The sequence below is a fragment of the Dellaglioa sp. CoH-57-MRSF-21 genome, from assembly GCF_056781915.1.
On sequence record NZ_JBXAXU010000006.1, the window covers coordinates 60,366 to 80,399 of the forward strand.

The following is a 20,034-nucleotide window of genomic DNA, read 5'->3' on the forward strand; positions in this document are numbered from 1 at the left end:
ATAACGCCTCTTTCTTTTTTCTGTATTTAGTTACTACGATATAAACCGTTTATTTAAGGCTTTATTCAACTAATCTAGTTTACAATGAATCGGATAAAAAATAAAGCCAATAATCTTAGTATTGACTTTATTTCTTATCGTTTATTTTTTTCATTGAATGTAATGGTTTTGCAAAAATCATTCTTCCAGCATCCGTTTGAAGTGCACTTGTAACGACAACGTCAATTGATTTGTTTAGGAAATACTTTCCTTCTTCCACGACAACCATTGTTCCATCATCCAAATAAGCAACACCTTGTTGACGCTCAGAACCATTTTTTATTACCATAACATGTAATTGTTCTCCAGGAATAACCCGAGGTTTCAATGATTTAGCTAGTGCATTTACATTCAAAATCTGGACATTTTGAAATTCGCTAACTTTGTTTAAATTAAAATCATTTGTGACAATAACCCCATCAATCGTTTTAGCTAATTTAATTAACTTACTATCTACTTCTTCAATTTCTTCAAAATCACCTTCATACATTTCAATCGGCATGATTTTTTCATCTTGAAGTTTATTTAAAATATCTAATCCTCTACGACCCCGAACACGTTTGATACTATCAGCTGAATCTGCAATATATTGGAGTTCATATAAAACAAAATTAGGAACTAATAATGTTCCTTCAATAAAGCCAGTTTTAATCAAATCATAAATCCGGCCATCAATTAAGATATTTGTATCTAATATTTTATATTCATGATAATTATCATTGACATTACGGTCTAGTAAACTACTTTCAACGACATCACTTTTCTTATTTTTTGATGCAAATAATTTACGCCAATCCTCCAAACGATTAGTTCCTATAACAAAACCCAAGTATCCAAGTAAAAATAGTAACAAAACGGGTACAATTGTGTTCAATAGCCATATTTCTGATCGATAGAATGGTGTTGAGATTAAAATTGCAATAACCATACCAACAATAGTTGAAACACTCGCTGTTAGTAGCATCATTGGGCTTTGATTAGTTAAATAATTTTCAATATTTGCCAGTAATTTTTCTAGTGGCGTTATGATAAATAAAGATAGAATAAGAGCTAAACCGACACCTATTAAAAAATTAACAACACTATTATTTAATATACCAATCTCCGCAATACTCACTAATTTCCAAAAAAGTGGTAGCAAACTAACACCAATTCCACCGCCGACTAGTGCAACAACACCTTTAATAATATTTCTACGCATTGACAACTCCTCCTTTCTAACTAAACACTACTTTTAGTGCTTCGCTTAGTGTAGCAACACCAACAACTGTAATTCCTTTAGGTGGTGTCCATCCTGATAAATTATTTTTAGGAATAAAAATTCGTTTAAATCCAAGCTTTTGTGCTTCAGCAACCCGTTGTTCAATCCGATTAACACGTCGAATTTCACCAGTCAATCCAATTTCACCTACAAAACTGTCTGCAGGGTCTGTTTCTTTATCTCGATAACTTGACGCAATACTAACAGCAATCGCTAAATCAATAGCTGGTTCATCTAATTTTACGCCACCAGCCGCCTTAAGATAAGCATCCTGGTTCTGTAATAATAAACTTGCACGTTTTTCAAGAACGGCCATTATTAATGACACACGATTGTGATCAAGCCCTGTAGTTGTACGCTTCGCCGTTCCGTAAACTGTTGGTGTGATTAATGCTTGAACTTCAACCAAAATAGGTCGTGTTCCTTCCATAGATACAACAATAGCAGAACCTGTTGCGCCAGCCAAACGTTCTTCTAAGAAAATTTCTGATGGGTTTGCAACTTCAAATAACCCACCTTCACGCATATCAAAAATTCCAATTTCATTTGTTGAACCAAATCGGTTTTTAACAGCGCGTAAAATACGGAACGTGTGATGCATATCTCCTTCAAAATAAAGGACTGTATCAACCATATGTTCCAAAATTTTGGGACCAGCAATTGCACCACCTTTTGTTACATGTCCAACAATAAAAATCGTAATACCATTCGTTTTAGCAATTTGTAATAATTCAGCAGTTACTTCTCGAATTTGAGAAACACTGCCAACTGCAGCAGACATTTCTGGTTCTTGCATTGTTTGAATTGAGTCAATGACTACGTAATCAGGATTTAATGTCTCAATATTTTGACGAATATTACCCATATCTGTTTCAGGGTAAAGATAAAATTTCTGACCTCCAACACCGAGGCGCTGTGCACGCATTTTAATCTGAACAGCACTTTCTTCACCAGAAACATATAAGACAGTTCCGCCAGTTTGGCTTAGTTGACCAGAAACTTGTAAAAGTAATGTTGATTTACCAATGCCTGGATCACCACCAATTAAAACTAATGACCCGGGTACAACACCACCACCAAGAACACGATTTAATTCACCTAACTCAGTTTCAACACGTTCTTGTTCTGCCATTGAGATATCATCTAATAGTTCTGGTTTAACAGAAGCTCCAGTAAAACTGACACGAGCTTTACGATCTGCTTTTTGTGATTGTTCACGCTCTTCTACCATCGTGTTCCATTCGTTACAGTTAGGGCAACGACCCAAATACTTTGGTGAGGTGTATCCACAGTTTTGACATACAAATTGCGTTTTTACTTTTGCCATACAAACTCCCCACCCTTTCATTATAAATTCTATTGTTAATATTTTATCACATAAACGACAACCTGTAATTTCAATTGAAATTCTTAATCATTCTATAATAACTATTTACCTGATGAACCAAATCCGCCAATACGTTTTGTAGCGGTCACCTTTTCATTATCAACAGTTAAATAGGGCATAAAAATCCCTTGGCCTATCCGATCTCCTTTTTTTACCATTTGATCTTTTAAACTAAAATTAACAATTTGTATGAAAATTTCACCTTCATTTTTTTCGTTATTATAGTAATCAGAATCAATAACACCAATTCCATTTGGTAAAATCAGTCCACGTTTTAAGGGGCTACTTGAACGATTTGCTAATAATAAAAATTCATTATCTAGCATATACGCTTTAATTCCTGTGGGAATTAAATAAGGTTTCAAAATTTTATTTGCTTGAATGAGCTCTTCTTCAGCCACCGATTCACGATGCCTAATTAGCCATAAAACCTTTAAAAATCCACTTTTCCAGATTGAAGGTAATGTAAAATCTTCAGCTGCAGCTAAGTCATATCCTGCCGAAGTTGTTGTTGATCGAACGGGTAAGTCAATTTTCCCTGCATATTTAGTAACAATTTCAAATCCTCTTGTTTTCATTTGTTTATCCCCGTAATCTGTTTACTTTTTATCTTACCTCATTTATGACATAAATGGCTAGTTTTTGGGCATTTTTTAATGGTATAATTACATTCAAAGGGAAGGTGTTCAAATGGATTTCCAACTAAATGAAACCGATTTACGCGTGTACAACGTTAATGACGAGTTAATTAGTCGAATTAGTTTTACCATGATTAATGCTAATCAGACAATGGTCATTGAACATACTTGGGTAGCTGACAATCAGCGTCATCAAGGGCTTGCAAAAAGTACAACTGATTACTTAATTAAACAAGTTATTCTAAATCAGCAAACTATTTTACCATTATGCCCTTATACAAAGTTTTATTTTAGTGAACATCCAGAACTTTTAGAATTAATTTATACACCTAAATAAAAAATAGGAGAGTGACACACATGAATCAAGACAATTTAAAAAAATTAGTTGGACAAAAAGCTGTCGAGTTTATTAAAGACGGTATGGTTGTTGGACTTGGTACAGGCTCAACCGTTAAATTTATGGTAGATGCATTAGGTCAACGTGTTAAAAATGAAAACTTATCAATTATCGGTGTTTCAACATCAATTAGAACTGAAGAACAAGCAAAATCACTTGGTATTCCAGTTAAATCAGTTGATGAAGTTGACCACATTGATTTAACAATTGATGGTGCAGATGAAATTGATGACCATTTCCAAGGTATTAAAGGTGGCGGTGCTGCTCATTTATTTGAAAAAATTGTTGCTATTAATTCAAATCAAAATATGTGGATTGTTGATGAAAGTAAAATGGTTCATACGTTGGGTAAATTCCCTCTTCCCGTTGAAGTTATCCCTTACGGTAGTCATCAATTATTCAAAAAATTAGAAGCTAAAGGATTTAATCCCAAATTTAGAACTGTTGATAATGAAAATGTTTTAACTGACTCTAAAAATTTTGTCATCGATTTATATTTAGGTGAAATAAACGATCCTGCTAGCATACAAGATTATTTAGCTAAACAAGTTGGTGTTGTAGAACAAGGTCTATTTTTAGATTGTGTAAATACGGTTATCGTTGGACGTCAAGATGGTCCTGAAGTTTTACACGCACGTTCTGACACCTTTACAATTAAATAATTCTAAAGAAGAGCTAATTTTTATTGGCTCTTTTTAAATACGCAAATTGATTTTATTTAAAAATGAGAATTTTCTTTTCTTTTTAACATTGTTTACTAATCTAACGAGATATATTATAATAGCCACAGTACTTAAATCTTATATAGGAGTGTGATTTTTTTGACACAATCAATTAGTTCAGAACAACTCGCAAAATTCCAAAAAAATTTACATGCACGTGAAAGCCATGAAGTTATTGAACGTGCCGTTACAAAAAATGGTATTTTAGCAAATAGTTACGATTTAAAAGCCCAAGCTAAAATGGAACCTGTTTTCTCAATTGATCTGGATGTTGGTAATGTTTCTAACCAAAAGCAATCAGGTCGTTGTTGGATGTTCGCCGCATTAAATACAATGCGTCATGACATGAAAACAAATTTTAAAGTTGCCAAAGATTTTGAATTGTCACAAAATTTCACTTACTTCTGGGATAAACTTGAAAAAGCAAATTACTTTTATCAAAATGTTCTTGAAACAGCTGATAAACCAACTAGTGACCGTACCGTTTCATGGTTAATGACAACTCCACAACAAGATGGCGGCCAATGGGATATGATCGTTGCAATTATTGAAAAATATGGTGTTGTTCCTCAATCTGTGATGCCTGAAACATATAATAGTTCTAAATCAAGCGAAATCAATTCAACTTTAAACTTAAAATTAAGAAAAGATGCTGTTGATTTACGTGAACTCGTTGCTGCCGGAACAAGTTCAAAAGAAATTGAAGTCGTCAAAGAAGCTAAACTTACTGAAATTTATCGTTTATTAGCATACAGTTTTGGTGAACCTCCTGCAACATTTGACTTTGAATATCGTGATTCTGATAATGAATATCATATTGATAAAAATTTAACACCAAAAACATTCTATGAAAAATTTATCGGTTGGGACTTAGATGAATACGTCTCAATCATTAATGGTCCAACAGATGATAAACCTTACAATAATATGTACACAGTTGATCGTCTTGGAAATGTTGTTGATGGGCGTCCTATTCGCCATTTAAACATTAACATGGCTGATTTTAGAGATGTTGCCATCAAACAATTACAATCTGGCGAGAGCGTCTGGTTCGGTTGTGATGTTGGTCAATCGTCTGAACGCCAAATTGGTATTATGGATACTGAACTTTATCATAAAGATGAATTGTTCAATATTGATCTAGCTTTATCAAAAGCTGAACGCCTTGATTACGGTGAGAGTCTAATGACTCATGCTATGGTTCTAACAGGTGTTGATTTGGTTAATGATCAAGCAACCAAATGGAAAGTTGAAAACTCATGGGGCGAAAAAGTTGGTAATAAAGGCTTCTTCGTTATGAGTGATGACTGGATGGAAGAATATTGTTATCAAGTTGTCGTTAACAAAAAATTCTTACCAGAAAAATTACAAGCTATTCTAAAAGAAGAACCTAAAGTCCTTGCTCCTTGGGATCCAATGGGTGCATTAGCATAATTAAAAAAGTAACAACAATATTGAATTGTTGTTACTTTTTTTGTGTTAAAATTTTTTTGCTTTTAATTGTTAAATCATCATTTAATGTATACCAAATAGGGACACCATTCGGAACCTCAACGCCATCAATATCTGCATCTGAAATATTTTCTAAATATTTTATCAATACCCTAAGTGTACTGCCATGTGCGACAATCAACTGGTTATTACCTTGTCTTAACTCTGGGGCAATGACATCTTGCCAGTAAGGTAAAATCCGTTTAAATGCCATTTCTAAGCTTTCTGATGTTGGTAAGCTACTTTTAACACGTTGCTTGTACCGTCTATCATTATCAGGTACAGATAAACTAGGTGGGATAGTCGTATAACTACGGCGCCATTGGGCTACTTGTTTAATACCGTAGATACGTTTGGTTTCATCTTTATTTAAACCGCGCAAGGCACCATAATGTCGTTCATTAAGACGCCAATTTTTCTGTATTGGAATCCAAAGTTGATTCATTTCTTCCATCATAATATTACTCGTTTTAATAGCTCGTTTTAAGACAGATGTATGAACCTGTGAAAATTGAATATTTGTATTAAGAATAACTGTTCCTGCAACTCTAGCTTCAGCGATGCCCTTAGCCGTTAATGGAACATCTGTCCAACCGGTGTATTCATTATTTTGATTTGCTAGACTCTCACCATGTCTTACCATGACTAATTCAACCATTATTAAAACCTTCTTCACTCTTCATTAATACTCATTATAACAAAAAAGACTTAAAACAACATTGTTGTCTTAAGTCTTTTAATTATTTATTTTACTCGACCAGCAAAATCTGGTTTCCAGTAAGCACTCATTGTGCTAATTTTAACATTTTGTCCTTCAGTTGGAGCTTCAGCAAATTGACTTCCACCTAAGTAGATAGCAACATGGTATGATGATCCTTTTGATCCCCAGAAAAGTAAGTCTCCAGGTTGTGCTTGAGAAACTGATTCATAGCTAACTTGTCCTTCTTGAGCAACAGTGTAGCCACCAATAGATTTTCCAGCAGCATGAGCATAAACATAACTAGTAAATCCTGAACAATCAAAACCGCTCAATGATTTTCCGCCCCATACATATGGGATGCTCTTTGTTGTTAATGATCTTGCTAGAGCAGTAATACTACTTGTATCAAGACTTGAAGCACTCACAGCACTTGTTGCTGCTTTTTTACTTGAACTATTTGTAGTTGAAGTTGTGACAGCTTTTTCACTTGAAGCTGAAGTATTTGAGCTTTTTACTGCTTTATTACTTGAAGTATCTGTACTTGCAGCTTCAGTTGCTTTTGATGCAGCTGCATCTGCTGCTGCTGCATCGTTCTTTTCATTTGCTGCTTTAGTTTCTGCTGCTGCTTTTTCAGCAGCTTTTTCTGCTGCTTTTGCTTTATCGATAGATGATTGTGTATCTGATTTTTTTGTATCAATTTGTGCTTTTAATGTATTTGCGTTTGCTTGTTTAACCGCTAGTTCAGCTTGTTTGTTTGTATATTCTTTAACTGTTTTTTGTTGATCTGCAGCCTTTTCATCTAATTCAACTTTAGAAGATTTAACTTCTGCTTTATCAGCTTTTTGTTGTTTAGCAGCTTTTTGACCAGCACCAACTAATGTTGTAACTGTTCCCACACGTTTGAAGGCATCAACAACACTTTTTGAATCTGAAACAAATTCAACCATGCTTGCTGTACTTCCATCAACTTGTAAAGCACGTGTTTGATCAGCTAATTGTGAATCTCTTTGTGAAATTTCAACATTTAATCTGCTGATCTTCTTACCTAATTTGTATTGATCTGATTCAAGTTTTGCAGCTGTATCTTTAGCATCCTTAACTTCAGCTTGAGTTGAAGTAATTTCACTATTAATTGTTGCTAATTTTGCAGCAACTTTAGTGCTCTTGCTATTTAATTTAGCAATCGTGCTTGTTAGTTCAGTTACACTATCTGAAGCGTTAGCTTGTTCTGCAACTGCGCTCATTCCAATAAGTGTAGCTGTCATCATCATTACTTTAGCAATTTTACTATTAATTTTCAAAAGGCACTCTCCTAGTTGATTTCATAATTATTATTTAATTTTAGCGTATTCGTTTTTCTCGACTAGAATAGAATAGCACGGTTCTTAGGTACATACCATTACGGTTAGTTTACATTCGAATTTAATTTACATCTTTTAATTTCAGTATGATTACACAAATGTTACAAAAGGCCATTTCCATTGTTTTTATCCCTCTTATTTGTTGTTAAATAGGCATTTACGAGTTCTATATTAAAATGACAAAAGCGTAATACAATTAGTCGTTTTTCACTGATTTAACATTACTTAATTAATCAAAGTTGTCCTTTTCATTCTTTTACATTTTTTCAATTATTTAATAATACCGTAAGAAAAAATTTTTTTTGCTTTTTATCCCTTTTTTTATCGTATAATCAGCTTAATTAATGTAATGAAAGGTATGAATAAATATGGCTAAAAATAATAACTTGGGAATGCCATCTCCAATAAAAGGCAGTTCTCAAAGCAATAAAAATAAGCATCCAATACTGTGGACACTATTGATAATTATGATTTTAGGTATTGCTTCTGGAGGTGTATATGCCTATTCAGTATTCACACATACTGAAGATACCGTCGCAAAAACTTACAAGAAAACCAAAGCAAAAAAATTAAGAAATGTTTCCAGTATTTTGAGTGAGAAAAAACCTTTTTCAATTCTATTAATGGGGACTGATACTGGCGCACTTGGTCGAAGTGATACAGGACGCACGGATACAATGATCGTTGCAACAGTTAATCCAACAACAAATAAAACTACCTTAACAAGTATTCCTCGTGATACTCAAGTTAAAATTGACGGAAGTGATGAAAGCTCTTCAAAAATAAACAGTGCCTATACCTATGGTGGCAAAGATGGTTCAACATCTGCTGTTAATACTGTTCAAAATTTATTAGATATCCCAATTGATTATTATATGTTAATTAACATGAATGGATTAAAGAAAATTGTTGATACCGTTGGTGGTGTTGATGTCAAACCATTACTTTCATTTAAACTTGAAGGAACTCATTATAAAAAAGGTAAGACAATCCATTTAAACGGCAAACAAGCCTTAGCTTATACGCGAATGCGTCATTCAGATCCACTAGGTGATTATGGCCGTCAAAAACGTCAAAAACAGATTATTACAGCAATTACCGGAAAAGCTAAATCTGTAAATTCACTCGCAAACTACAAAAAATTATTAAAAACAATTGACGGAAACATGGTAACTGATCTTAGTTTTAATGATATGCTCACAGTAGAAACAAACTACAGCGCCGCTACAGAATCAATTCACTCTGATTTCTTGCAAGGAGTAAGTACAGATGTTGATGGTCTTTCATATGAAGTTCCAACATCGACTGAAAAGAAACGCGTCTCAAATGCTATTCGTTCTCAATTAGGTTTAAACAAATCAACACAAGCCTTTACTAGTTTAGAACAGCAACTCTCTAAATAAATAGATATAAAAAAGAAACGGACCTCAATTAAAATTTGAGGTCCGTTTCTTTTTTACCAATTTTCTAAAAACTTTTGGTATTTCATTTCTCTTTGTTCAATAAGTTCATTAGATGATTTAGTCGCTAGGTTCTTCAGCAATTCATTTAGACTACTGTCCATTAGACTTATTGTTGCTGCCTGATTAGTTTCTGGCAATACCACATCAATCAATCCAATATTAAATAACTCAGTAGCCGTCATTGGCAAACTTGTTTCAATCTCATTTGGATTAGTTTTCTTCAAAATAGCACTAACGGCTTCTGGAGATGCTACTGAAAATAAGCTATTTTCAACCATCATAATAGCATTTGCATTTGCTAAAGCCAGTGCACCACCGCTTTGACCTTCACCTAAAAAAATGGCAATATTCGGCACTTGTAATGCACCCATTTTTAAAATCATTTCAGAAATAATATAGCTCTGTCCTGTTTGTTCTGATTTAACGCTGGCATCTGCGCCGGGCATATTAATTAGCGTTACAACAGGTCGCTTAAATTTTTCAGCTTCATTTAGTAATCGCATTGCTTTTCGATACCCACTTGGCTTCACGGCACCAAAATTATAGGCTAAACGTTCTTCTAAATTTACGCCCCGATTAATGCCAATAACTGTCACTGGGCACTTATGAAAAAGTCCAATCCCACCAATAATGGAAGCATCCTCTTCGCCAACTCGATCACCATGATTTTCGAAAAACACATCAAATAGACTAGAAATAATAAATTTAGCACTTAATCTATCATTCGATCGAACTTTTTTTAAAAAATCTGAGTCCATTTTTAATATCCCCTCACACGTGTAATAGTAGTAGCTGACTAAGAATCTGTTTTATGTTTTTCCGATCAATAACCTGATCAACAAATCCATTTTCATATAAACCTTCTGCTGTTTGAAAATTAGCAGGTAGCTTTTCATTTGTCGTCTGTTTAATCACTCTTTCACCAGCAAAGCCAATTTTAGCTTGTTTTTCAGCTAATACAATATCGTTATTTAGTGCAAAGCTAGCACTGACACCACCCATTGTTGGATCCGTCAATAGGGACATGACTAATAACCCTGCATTATCTAGTTTTTGTTTCATGTAAAGAATCGAATTCATTTGTAATAACGAATAAATTCCCTCTTGCATTCTTGCACCACCAGAAGCAGTAACGATTACAAATGGCAGTCGTTTATCTAATGCGACTTGCATCCCTAACTTAATTCTAGTCCCTGCCGTCGTATTCAATGATCCCATCATAAAAAAACTATCCATTACTGCTAAAATCAATGGTTGTTGATCAATGCTACCTTCACCGACAATAACGGCTTCATCAGATGTCGTTGAACGCTTAGCACGTTCCAGTTTTTCTGAGTAACCTGGAAATTGTGCTTTATTTTCTGTTTTATTTGCTACATTTATTACCTCAAAACCGTTTTCATCTGTTAAAATAGCAATTCTCTCCATAGCAGTCAAGCGTTTATAAGTTTGGCATTTAGGACAAATAAAATAAGGTGCCCATTCACTTTCATGTAAATGCGTCCCACAATTTCGGCACTTTTGCCATTGATTTGTCTTTGGATAATGACTCATTACCGCCACCGCCTTTAAATTTTGCTATCAATTGAAATGGTATTTTCAATAAATTCTTGTGATTTTATAATTATTTTTAATTGCGTTAAATTAGTTTCAATTCCTGAAATATAAATTGATTCAAGTGATTTTTGCATTTTTAAAATAGCTAATTCTCTCGTTTCAGCATGACAAATAATTTTTGCTAATAGTCCGTCATAGAAAGCAGAGATGGTGTCACCGACACCATAACCCGTTTCAATTCGAATATCTTTAGGAAAATCAAAACATGTAATTTTAGTTTTCACACTTGGAATTAAGGATAATCGACATTCGATTGCATGTCCATTCATTTCTACATCATTATTCAATACTTCTTTACCTTCAGCAACTAACAACTGTTGTTGAACAACATCCATTTTAACAGTTTCTTCAGTAACACCATGTTCGACTTGCAATCGTGTATTCATTTCTAAAAAATAAAATTGATTATTCGCAAATAAAAATTCTACAGTTCCTAATCCAACGTAATGTAAATTTTTGATTAACTGACGCGTAAAATAGTAGAGTTGGCTTTGTTGCTCACTAGTTAAGACAACTGATGGGCTTTCTTCAATCACTTTTTGTCGGTGATTTTGCAAGCTACAATCCCGATTTCCTAACACTTGAACATGGTGCCCATCACCGATAATTTGCACTTCTATATGCCGCGCGTTTATCAATTTTTTTTCAAGATAAAAACTTCCCTCAGCAAAAGAAGCCTTTGCTTCTTGCTGAACAATCTCAGCGCCAGATAACAAATCAGATTTCCTTTCAACTGCTCTGATACCCTTGCCGCCTCCGCCATGTGAAGCTTTAATTAATAGTGGGAATCCAATTTTATTTGCTTGCTCAATCAATTCTTCGTTAGAAGTAATTAAATCAGATCCAGGAATAACGGGTACCCCTTTCTCAATTGCTAACAAACGAGATTTATCTTTATCTGCTAGTTGCTGGATTAATTCCGCTTCCGGACCAATAAAAGTAATACCACATTCCATACACATTTGTGCAAAATGCGCATCTTCTGATAGAAACCCGTATCCTGGATGAATTGCATCAACATTTAAACTTAATGCTGCCATCAATATACTCTCTCGATTTAAATAAGAATCTTTTGCTAAGGCTGGCCCAATGCAAATTTTTTCATCAGCAAGTTCAACAAATCGACTTTGTGCATCCACTGTTGAATAAATAGCGACCGTTTGTATATTTAATTTTTGGCAAGCGCGAATAATTCGTTCAGCCACTTCTCCACGATTCGCTATTAAAATTTTTCGAAACAAATGACTCACCTATCCATCTATTCTAATTTTAAGTAACTCTTGATCAAATTCGACTAATTCACCATCATCTACTAGTTGTTCAAGTACGATACCTGTCACTGGCGATTGGATATCATTGTATAATTTCATACTTTCAATTTGAGCAATAACCTGCTTTTTAATAATTTTAGTCCCAATTGTTCCCATTTTATCAAAATGAACTAACCCAACAAGTGGGCTTTTAACGATAAAAATGGTGTCACTATCATCTTCTTGTATATTTGTTGCTACTTTTATTTTTTCGGCTGTTTTTTCTTGATCTACAACTACTTTAAAGTCACCATCTTCAATTTCAACATGAGAAAATGGCATTGTCGCAATTTTATCTAATAATTGATTAATTTCATTAAATTTCATTAATTTGCACACACCTTAAATTTTTATTAGTAAACTTCCATATGCTAAGCCAGCTCCAAATCCAGTTAATAAAACTGTACCACCCGTAAACCCTTGTTGAATTGCTTCATTTAGGGCCATTGGAATCCCGGCTGAAGATGTATTTCCGTGATGAATAACACTTGTTGCAAATTTTTCAATTGGCATCCCTAACTCATCAGCAATTGTTTCAATAATTCTTAAATTTGCTTGATGGCAAACAACCAAATCAATATCACTTGTTTTTAACTTATTATCTTTAAGTAATTGTTTCATCTGATTAGGCACAACTGTTGTAGCAAATTCAAACACATCTCGTCCCTCTTGGAAAAATGCATCTATTGTTGGATAATTATCTTCATTAACATCACTTAATGGTTCAATACGTCCACTATGAATAACATCCTTTTTTTGCCCATTTGTTTCTATTTTTTCAGCAATAAAGCTTTCATCCGCTGAATTATTTGAGGCTTCAAGAAGAGCACCACCTGCACCGTCTCCAAAAAATACAGCGCTTGTTCGATCCTTAAAATCCATCATTTTTGAGTTAACTTCTGCACTAATCACAATTGCCCGTTTGTATTGCCCTGTACGTAAAAACTTTTCTGCGGTACTCATAGCAAATATAAATCCCGCACAAGCAGCGCTAATATCGAAAGCAAAGGCGTTCATTGCGCCAATATTTCCTTGAACAATCGCAGCTGTCGATGGTGTTAAGGCGTCTGGCGAAATTGTGGAAATAATAATTAAATCAATATCTGTGGCTTCATACCCAGATTTAAGTAAAAGTTCATTTGCTACTTTTGTACTCAAATCTGATGTATTTTCATCAATTGCATAGTGTCGTGTTTTAATCCCAGTATGCGCCACTATCCATTCATCCGAGGTTGGCATAAATTTAGCTAATTCATTATTTGTCACAATTCGTTCCGGCACAAAATGTGCCATATTTTTTATTTTGACATAATTATTCAATTTACCCATTCTCCCAGTCGTTAAGTTTAATTCATTCTATTTTATCAATAATCGCAAAATTAAGACACCAAAATAATTAACGCTTAATAATTCTTTAATTTCATAATACGCCAGTATGGCAATCTTTCATTAAAAAAAGCACTAAACCCCATAGTAACAAGGTCGAGTGCTTTTAAGTAAAACTATTATGCGAGTAAATGGATTCGAACCATCACGGGATATTATCCCACCAGATCCTTAGTCTGACGCGTCTGCCAATTCCGCCATACTCGCAAGAACAATCATAATTGTAGCAAAAATTGTTCCTTGTTACAAGTCCCATTTAAAATAAATTAGTATTCCATTAAAATTAACTTACTTCGACACTTCGAGCAAACGTAGCGTGACAGGTTAATTTTTCTTTGTCGTTGATACTGTTGTCCACAATTAGAGCATTGATAGTGAATAACTCTTTTCTTTTTAGCCTGTTTTGGACCAAGAGGGGCAAACCGGCTACCACCTACAATTGTCAGTAGCTGTTTGAAATCATGATCACGATGTTGATAACCCTTTTTAGCAATATGCAGATGATAATGACATAATTCATGCTTGATAACACCTATTAAAATATCCTCACCATGTTCCGTCAGCATTTTAGGATTAATTTCAATATTATGGTCATTTAATCGATACCGTCCACCCGTCGTTCGTAGTCTTTTATTAAATGTTGCTTTGTGGATAAATGGCTGCTTAAAAAAAGTTGTGGATAAGTTTTGAACTAAAGCTGTTAATTCAAAATCAGTCATCTTATTTATCCGTTGGTCGTTTCATTGTTAACTGAACGCGATTACGTTTCAAATCAACTTCCATTACCCACACTGTAACTATGTCCCCAACCGCAACCACTTCACTTGGTTTCTTAACGAACTTATCTGTTAATTGTGAAATGTGGACAAGTCCATCTTGTTTAACACCAATATCTACAAACGCACCAAAATCAATTACGTTCCGAACGGTTCCTTGTAATGACATGCCGGGTTCTAAGTCCTCAATTGTTAACACATCGTGTCGTAGTAACGGTGCCGGCATATCGTCACGTAAATCACGGCCTGGTTTTTGTAAACTAGCTAGAATATCTGCTACTGTTTCCACACCACTACCCACAACTTGTGCCAAATTTTCAGCATTTGTCTGTGCTAATTGGTCATTTGTCTCAGTTTTACCCAAATTAGTTATTTTTATCCCCAATTCTTTCAACAAAATCTTTGTTAGTGGATAACTTTCAGGATGAATATCAGTATTATCTAAAATGTTATCCCCAGAAACAATACGTAAAAATCCAATTGCTTGTTCATAAGCTTTTGGTCCTAAGCGTGGTACTTTCTTAAGTTGTTGACGCTTCGTAAATTTACCATTTTCGTCACGATAAGTAACAACATTTTTAGCAATTGTTAAATTTAATCCAGAAATTTTTGTTAATAGCTCTGAACTAGCTGTATTTAAATTAACCCCAACTTTATTCACAGCATCTTCAATCACGACATCTAACTGTGCATCCAATTTTTTTTCAGCAACATCATGTTGATACTGACCGACTCCAACAGATTTAGGATCAATCTTAATTAATTCAGCCAAAGGATCTTGCAATCTACGGCCGATACTAATAGCAGAGCGTTCTTCAACGTGAAGTTCTGGGAATTCATCACGAGCTGCTTGACTAGCTGAATAAACCGATGCCCCAGCCTCATTTACAATGACATAAAAAATTGGCCGTTCGATTTCTTTTAAAATATCTGAAACAAATTGTTCAGATTCTCGACTTGCTGTTCCATTTCCAATTGCAATCATTTCAACTTGGTATTTTTCAAGGAACTGTTTAAATTGTCCAGCAGCTGCGGCACGTTTTTCACCATTTGCAGGTTTATGTGGATAAATTACCAATTTGTCTAAGAATTTACCTGTACCATCCACGATGGCTAACTTACAGCCTGTTCGATAGGCTGGATCAAAACCTAAAACAACTTTCCCTTTTAATGGTGCTTGCATAAGTAAATGGTATAAGTTATCCCCAAACACATTAATAGCTTGTTCTTCAGCAACCTCTGTCATACCTTTACGAATTTCACGCTCAATTGATGGTTTAATAAAGCGTTTATAACTATCTTGATACGCATTTTCAATGATTGGTACAGCGTCACCACTATTTTTCCCAATAATTCTAAAATGCATAAATGTCATAATTGCTTGTTCTGGTACAACAACGGAAGCTTTTAAGATTCCCTCTTTTTCACCACGATTAATTGCCAGTACACGATGCGGAACGACTGATTTTAAAGATTCACTAAACTCATAGTAATCACGATAAATACCTTTTTCGTCTTTTTCTTCAGCTTTAACTTTTGCTTCAAACAAACTATCTTTTTGAGTTACTTTACGAATCCACTCACGATATTCGGCACTTTCACCAAATGCTTCAGCTAAAATTTCATGTACCCCAGCAAAAACGTCTTCTTCAGTTAAAATTTCAGCATCAACATTAATAAATGTGCTTGCTTTCTGATTAATTTCAGCTGCTGTTTGGGGGAATGTCAACAACCATTTGGCAAATGGTTCTAATCCAGCCTCTTTGGCAATAGTGGCCTTAGTACGACGTTTTTGTTTAAAAGGTAAATAATAATCTTCAATCTGTTGCAATTTTTTTGCTAAACTAATTTTATTTTTTAAAGCTTCTGTTAAATTACCTTGTTCTTCAATTATGTGGATAACTTCTGCTTTACGTTTTTCTAAACTCTCAACATGTTTATAAGTTGTCTCAATTTCACGAATTTGAACTTCGTCTAAACTATCTGTTCTTTCTTTTCGATATCGTGCAATAAATGGAACAGTATTTCCTTCATCAAGCATCCCTAAAACTGCGTTAATTTGTTTTTCTCGATACTGATTTAGCTCTTTTAATACTAACGGCATAATGTTTTTTTCCATGATAACGACCTCAATTCGAATATTTTTTGTTCATAAAAAAGAGACTAATAATAGGCGTCAGTACAACCATTCCTAATATCAATCTCTTTAATTAAATTTAACCTAAAATTTGTTGCATGATACGTTGCATCATATCAGTTGTTTGCGTCATTCCTTTATCTTGTTTTTCTTCTGAAGCTTTAAATGCATCAACCTCGACAAGATGTTTCTCAACATTAATACTACTTGTCATCTCATCGCAACCTTCAACAAAAGTACGATAACCACTAATTAATTTTTTATGTTTTCCCAAAACAGGAATGGGTACTTGTAAATCATCTAATTTGCTTAAATTTTCTTGGTAACTTGCTGTACCTTCAACAAATTTTTCTTTAGTAGTTGTGAATTCATCATCTGAAACAATAGAAAAGTCACCTGCAGTAATGGCTTTTTCCATTACTTCGTAATGATCATTTAAAGAATTACCCATTTCTTCAGTTGCTTGCGCAACATCATTTAACGCATTGATATAATAATTTACATTAACTCTTTTTTTCAAGATATAAACTTCCTTTTATTTATTTTTTCTGAATAATCGTTGGCCAAGCTTCACAATTTCAACAATCACAATAATTGAGAATGATCCCGCTAAAACAATACCCCATTGATACATATCTAAATGGCTAACATGGAACATTTTATTTAATCCGGGGATTAAAATAGTTGCTGCGAGCAACGCAAATGATGCCAAAATTGACCAATTAAACGTCACATTTTTAAAGATATTACGGTTGAAGATTGACCCATGGATTGATTTAACATTGAATGCATGGAATAACTGAATTAATCCTAATGTTGCAAAAGCCATTGTTAAAGCATCTGCATGAATTAATTTATCACCCATATGAACAGGATACGTTAAAGCCAACCAATAAACAAATAATGTTATAGCCCCTTCTAAGATACCTTGATAAATAATACTTGGCATCACACCACCAGAGAAGAAGTTTGATTTACGTCCACGTGGTTTTTGATCCATCAATCCTTTTTCAGCAGGTTCTACACCAAGTGCAATTGCGGGAAATGTATCTGTTACCAAGTTAATCCACAAAATATGGACTGGTGCCAAAATACTCCAACCCATCATTGTCATAACAAACAAGGTTAATACTTCACCTAAGTTTGCAGAAAGTAAATATTGAATTGATTTTTGAATATTAGAAAAGACTTTTCGTCCTTCCTTAACAGCAAAAACAATTGTCGCAAAATTATCATCAGCGAGAACCATATCTGAAGCACCTTTAGATACTTCAGTTCCTGTAATACCCATCCCAATTCCAATATCAGCCGATTTCAAAGCTGGCGCATCGTTCACACCATCACCAGTCATAGCAACCACTTGATTCTTTTTCTGCCATGCTTTAACAATTCGCACTTTATGTTCAGGCGATACCCTTGCATATACAGAATATTGTTCAACCTTATTTTCAAATTCTGAGTCTGATAAATCATCTAATTCAGAACCAGAAATAATTGCTTCATGTTGTCCAGCTTCAACAATTCCTAATCGAACTGCAATAGCTTCGGCAGTATCGCGATGATCGCCTGTAATCATCAAAGGACGGATCCCGGCTTTCTTAGCTTCGCTAACTGCAGCAGCAGCTTCTGGTCGCTCTGGATCAATCATTCCAACTAATCCAGCAAAAATCAAATCATTTTCCACAGTTTCTGAATCTAATACCGCTGGAATTGCAGGCATTTCACGATACGCGAATGCTAACACGCGTAATGCTTGCGTTGCCATATCATGATTATTAGTCATAATATAATCTAGCTGTGCATCAGTTATCGGTTTAATTTCGCCATTTTCAATATAACGTGTTACCCGTTTTAATAGTTGATCGGGAGCACCCTTAACAGCAACAAAAAAAGATTTATCCTCATTTTTTTGAATTGTTGACATCAATTTACGTTCTGAATCAAATGGAACTTCAGCAACTCGAGGTTCACTGCTTAATAATGCATCCACATCTAATCCATGATCTAAATGATATTGAATTAGAGCCGTCTCTGTTGGGTCACCAATTAAATTGCCCTCAGATGTTTGTTTTGTGTCATTACTGAAAGACATCACCTGGTATAGTGGACTTTCTAAATTTGTTTCCACCTTATCGGCATCTAATAACTCATTATTTATAAATATTTTTTCAACAGTCATTTGATTTAACGTTAATGTACCCGTCTTATCTGATGCAATAATGTCAGTACTACCAAGTGTTTCAACTGCTGGTAATTTTCTAACAATCGCATTTCTTTTTGCCATCTTTTGTGTTCCAAGTGCTAAAATAATTGTAACAATAGCTGGTAATCCTTCTGGAATTGCAGCTACAGCTAATGAAATCGCAATTAACAACATATCAATGACACTATTATCTCCATTTTGTAGACCAACGAAGAAAACAATAACAGCAATAATTAATATTAAAATAGTTAATGTTTTACCTAATTGGTTAAGATTATCTTGTAGTGGTGTTTTCATTTCATCGGCAGAATTGAGCATTCCTGCAATACGTCCAACTTCAGTGTTCATCCCTGTTCCAACAACGATTCCTTCACCACGCCCATAAGTTACATTACTATTCATAAACGCCATATTATGGCGATCGCCAATACCAGCATCTTCATCATTTAATAAATTTAAACTTTTATCAACAGGTACTGATTCACCAGTTAAAGCAGATTCTTCAATTTTAAGAGAAGCAATCTGTGTTAAACGTAAATCTGCTGGAATAACATCCCCTGCTTCAAGTAAAACAATATCTCCAGGTACTAAATTTTCACTTTTTACAGTTTCAATTTGCCCATTTCGTTTTACATTTGCGTTAGGTGTCGACATTTCTTTTAACGCATTAATTGCCTCTTCAGCCTTAGATTCTTGAAAAACACCGAATACAGCGTTTAAAACAACAACTAACATGATGATAATTGCGTCCACAACTTCACCTGATGATGCCGCAATTAACGCAGCCACAATTAAAACGATTATCATGAAATCTTTAAACTGATCAAAGAATTTTTGTAATATTGTTTTACGTTTACCTTCTGACAACTGATTCAATCCATACTTGTCTGTTCTTTCTTTAACCTCTTGGGTTGTTAACCCTGCCAAATCTGTCTTTTGGCCTGCTAAAACTTCGTCAACTGATTGTGCGTAAATCCTTTTTGTCATAGTAATCCTCCTTATAATAGTTTCACAAAATACAAAAAAAGACCTATGTATGTTGCAGAACTTTAAACATACATAAGTCTCACTATTTAAGGCAATACCAGAAAAAGAACTTTCTTGTTGGTGACATTGCCGCGGATAACCGCCAGTTACTCCCCTATG

At 34.3% G+C, this 20,034-nt stretch carries 18 protein-coding genes and 1 tRNA gene; 4 read left to right on the forward strand and 15 right to left on the reverse strand.

Annotated features, from left to right (window positions below; all coding sequences use genetic code 11):
• Nucleotides 1-127 precede the first annotated feature (127 nt).
• The 3 genes from AC1RPQ_RS06845 to AC1RPQ_RS06855 form a co-directional block, all read right to left on the reverse strand.
• Complete coding sequence (locus tag AC1RPQ_RS06845) at nucleotides 128-1,240, reverse strand: PIN/TRAM domain-containing protein (protein ID WP_481761889.1); 1,113 nt, start codon at nucleotides 1,238-1,240, stop codon at nucleotides 128-130.
• Between the two features lie 16 nt (nucleotides 1,241-1,256).
• A complete protein-coding gene (gene radA / locus AC1RPQ_RS06850) occupies nucleotides 1,257-2,627 on the reverse strand; it encodes a DNA repair protein RadA (RefSeq protein ID WP_409021546.1) in 1,371 nt (456 codons plus the stop codon).
• 101 nt (nucleotides 2,628-2,728) lie between these two features.
• The gene (locus tag AC1RPQ_RS06855) at nucleotides 2,729-3,265 is read right to left on the reverse strand and encodes a dCTP deaminase/dUTPase family protein (RefSeq protein WP_481761888.1); all 537 of its coding nucleotides are present in this window, start codon (nucleotides 3,263-3,265) and stop codon (nucleotides 2,729-2,731) included.
• A 112-nt stretch (nucleotides 3,266-3,377) separates the two neighbouring features.
• Here AC1RPQ_RS06855 and AC1RPQ_RS06860 point away from each other — a divergent pair, with 112 nt between their 5' ends.
• From AC1RPQ_RS06860 to AC1RPQ_RS06870, 3 genes are all read left to right on the forward strand, one after another.
• Entirely contained in the window at nucleotides 3,378-3,662 is a 285-nt protein-coding gene (locus tag AC1RPQ_RS06860; RefSeq protein WP_481761887.1) for a GNAT family N-acetyltransferase, read from the forward strand.
• Between the two features lie 20 nt (nucleotides 3,663-3,682).
• Nucleotides 3,683-4,384 (forward strand): ribose-5-phosphate isomerase RpiA, encoded by a 702-nt coding sequence (gene rpiA / locus AC1RPQ_RS06865; RefSeq protein WP_481761886.1) that lies wholly within the window; start codon nucleotides 3,683-3,685, stop codon nucleotides 4,382-4,384.
• A 159-nt stretch (nucleotides 4,385-4,543) separates the two neighbouring features.
• On the forward strand, nucleotides 4,544-5,878 hold the full coding sequence (locus AC1RPQ_RS06870; protein WP_481761885.1) for a C1 family peptidase: 1,335 nt from the start codon (nucleotides 4,544-4,546) through the stop codon (nucleotides 5,876-5,878).
• A gap of 31 nt (nucleotides 5,879-5,909) precedes the next feature.
• Here the strand turns inward: AC1RPQ_RS06870 and AC1RPQ_RS06875 are convergent, their stop codons facing one another.
• On the reverse strand, nucleotides 5,910-6,593 hold the full coding sequence (locus AC1RPQ_RS06875) for a 2,3-bisphosphoglycerate-dependent phosphoglycerate mutase (protein ID WP_481761884.1): 684 nt from the start codon (nucleotides 6,591-6,593) through the stop codon (nucleotides 5,910-5,912).
• Nucleotides 6,594-6,679: 86 nt separating this feature from the next.
• On the reverse strand, nucleotides 6,680-7,936 hold the full coding sequence (locus tag AC1RPQ_RS06880) for a C40 family peptidase (RefSeq protein ID WP_481761883.1): 1,257 nt from the start codon (nucleotides 7,934-7,936) through the stop codon (nucleotides 6,680-6,682).
• A 428-nt stretch (nucleotides 7,937-8,364) separates the two neighbouring features.
• Between AC1RPQ_RS06880 and AC1RPQ_RS06885 the strand changes: the two genes are divergently transcribed.
• The gene (locus tag AC1RPQ_RS06885) at nucleotides 8,365-9,399 is read left to right on the forward strand and encodes an LCP family glycopolymer transferase (RefSeq protein ID WP_481761882.1); all 1,035 of its coding nucleotides are present in this window, start codon (nucleotides 8,365-8,367) and stop codon (nucleotides 9,397-9,399) included.
• Nucleotides 9,400-9,452: 53 nt separating this feature from the next.
• Here AC1RPQ_RS06885 and accA read toward each other — a convergent pair whose 3' ends face one another.
• From accA to AC1RPQ_RS06935, 10 genes are all read right to left on the reverse strand, one after another.
• Nucleotides 9,453-10,217 (reverse strand): carboxyltransferase subunit alpha, encoded by a 765-nt coding sequence (accA, locus tag AC1RPQ_RS06890; protein ID WP_481761881.1) that lies wholly within the window; start codon nucleotides 10,215-10,217, stop codon nucleotides 9,453-9,455.
• A 13-nt stretch (nucleotides 10,218-10,230) separates the two neighbouring features.
• Complete coding sequence (locus tag AC1RPQ_RS06895) at nucleotides 10,231-11,013, reverse strand: acetyl-CoA carboxylase carboxyltransferase subunit beta (protein ID WP_481761880.1); 783 nt, start codon at nucleotides 11,011-11,013, stop codon at nucleotides 10,231-10,233.
• Nucleotides 11,014-11,027: 14 nt separating this feature from the next.
• On the reverse strand, nucleotides 11,028-12,317 hold the full coding sequence (locus AC1RPQ_RS06900) for an acetyl-CoA carboxylase biotin carboxylase subunit (protein WP_481761879.1): 1,290 nt from the start codon (nucleotides 12,315-12,317) through the stop codon (nucleotides 11,028-11,030).
• Between the two features lie 9 nt (nucleotides 12,318-12,326).
• A complete protein-coding gene (locus AC1RPQ_RS06905; RefSeq protein WP_481761878.1) occupies nucleotides 12,327-12,713 on the reverse strand; it encodes an acetyl-CoA carboxylase biotin carboxyl carrier protein in 387 nt (128 codons plus the stop codon).
• A 15-nt stretch (nucleotides 12,714-12,728) separates the two neighbouring features.
• The gene (locus AC1RPQ_RS06910; protein ID WP_481761877.1) at nucleotides 12,729-13,715 is read right to left on the reverse strand and encodes a beta-ketoacyl-ACP synthase III; all 987 of its coding nucleotides are present in this window, start codon (nucleotides 13,713-13,715) and stop codon (nucleotides 12,729-12,731) included.
• 179 nt (nucleotides 13,716-13,894) lie between these two features.
• Nucleotides 13,895-13,979 (reverse strand) — tRNA-Leu (locus AC1RPQ_RS06915).
• 59 nt (nucleotides 13,980-14,038) lie between these two features.
• On the reverse strand, nucleotides 14,039-14,491 hold the full coding sequence (locus tag AC1RPQ_RS06920) for a SprT family protein (protein WP_481761876.1): 453 nt from the start codon (nucleotides 14,489-14,491) through the stop codon (nucleotides 14,039-14,041).
• 1 nt (nucleotide 14,492) lies between these two features.
• Nucleotides 14,493-16,667 carry a Tex family protein gene (locus AC1RPQ_RS06925; RefSeq protein WP_481761875.1) on the reverse strand — a complete coding sequence of 725 codons (2,175 nt, stop codon included), beginning with the start codon at nucleotides 16,665-16,667 and terminating at the stop codon, nucleotides 14,493-14,495.
• Nucleotides 16,668-16,764: 97 nt separating this feature from the next.
• Nucleotides 16,765-17,205, reverse strand: coding sequence for a hypothetical protein (locus AC1RPQ_RS06930; protein ID WP_481761874.1), 441 nt, complete (start codon nucleotides 17,203-17,205; stop codon nucleotides 16,765-16,767).
• 15 nt (nucleotides 17,206-17,220) lie between these two features.
• A complete protein-coding gene (locus tag AC1RPQ_RS06935) occupies nucleotides 17,221-19,875 on the reverse strand; it encodes a cation-translocating P-type ATPase (protein WP_481761873.1) in 2,655 nt (884 codons plus the stop codon).
• Between the last annotated feature and the right edge of the window lie 159 nt (nucleotides 19,876-20,034).

Bases quoted from the DNA above. Each gene is read 5' to 3' on its own strand.
- AC1RPQ_RS06845 (WP_481761889.1), bottom strand. From the start codon at position 1,240: ATGCGTAGAAATATTATTAAAGGTGTTGTTGCACTAGTCGGCGGTGGA.
- radA (WP_409021546.1), bottom strand. From the start codon at position 2,627: ATGGCAAAAGTAAAAACGCAATTTGTATGTCAAAACTGTGGATACACC.
- AC1RPQ_RS06855 (WP_481761888.1), bottom strand. From the start codon at position 3,265: ATGAAAACAAGAGGATTTGAAATTGTTACTAAATATGCAGGGAAAATT.
- AC1RPQ_RS06860 (WP_481761887.1), top strand. From the start codon at position 3,378: ATGGATTTCCAACTAAATGAAACCGATTTACGCGTGTACAACGTTAAT.
- rpiA (WP_481761886.1), top strand. From the start codon at position 3,683: ATGAATCAAGACAATTTAAAAAAATTAGTTGGACAAAAAGCTGTCGAG.
- AC1RPQ_RS06875 (WP_481761884.1), bottom strand. From the start codon at position 6,593: ATGGTTGAATTAGTCATGGTAAGACATGGTGAGAGTCTAGCAAATCAA.
- AC1RPQ_RS06885 (WP_481761882.1), top strand. From the start codon at position 8,365: ATGGCTAAAAATAATAACTTGGGAATGCCATCTCCAATAAAAGGCAGT.
- accA (WP_481761881.1), bottom strand. From the start codon at position 10,217: ATGGACTCAGATTTTTTAAAAAAAGTTCGATCGAATGATAGATTAAGT.
- AC1RPQ_RS06895 (WP_481761880.1), bottom strand. From the start codon at position 11,013: ATGAGTCATTATCCAAAGACAAATCAATGGCAAAAGTGCCGAAATTGT.
- AC1RPQ_RS06905 (WP_481761878.1), bottom strand. From the start codon at position 12,713: ATGAAATTTAATGAAATTAATCAATTATTAGATAAAATTGCGACAATG.
- AC1RPQ_RS06910 (WP_481761877.1), bottom strand. From the start codon at position 13,715: ATGGGTAAATTGAATAATTATGTCAAAATAAAAAATATGGCACATTTT.
- AC1RPQ_RS06920 (WP_481761876.1), bottom strand. From the start codon at position 14,491: ATGACTGATTTTGAATTAACAGCTTTAGTTCAAAACTTATCCACAACT.
- AC1RPQ_RS06925 (WP_481761875.1), bottom strand. From the start codon at position 16,667: ATGGAAAAAAACATTATGCCGTTAGTATTAAAAGAGCTAAATCAGTAT.
- AC1RPQ_RS06935 (WP_481761873.1), bottom strand. From the start codon at position 19,875: ATGACAAAAAGGATTTACGCACAATCAGTTGACGAAGTTTTAGCAGGC.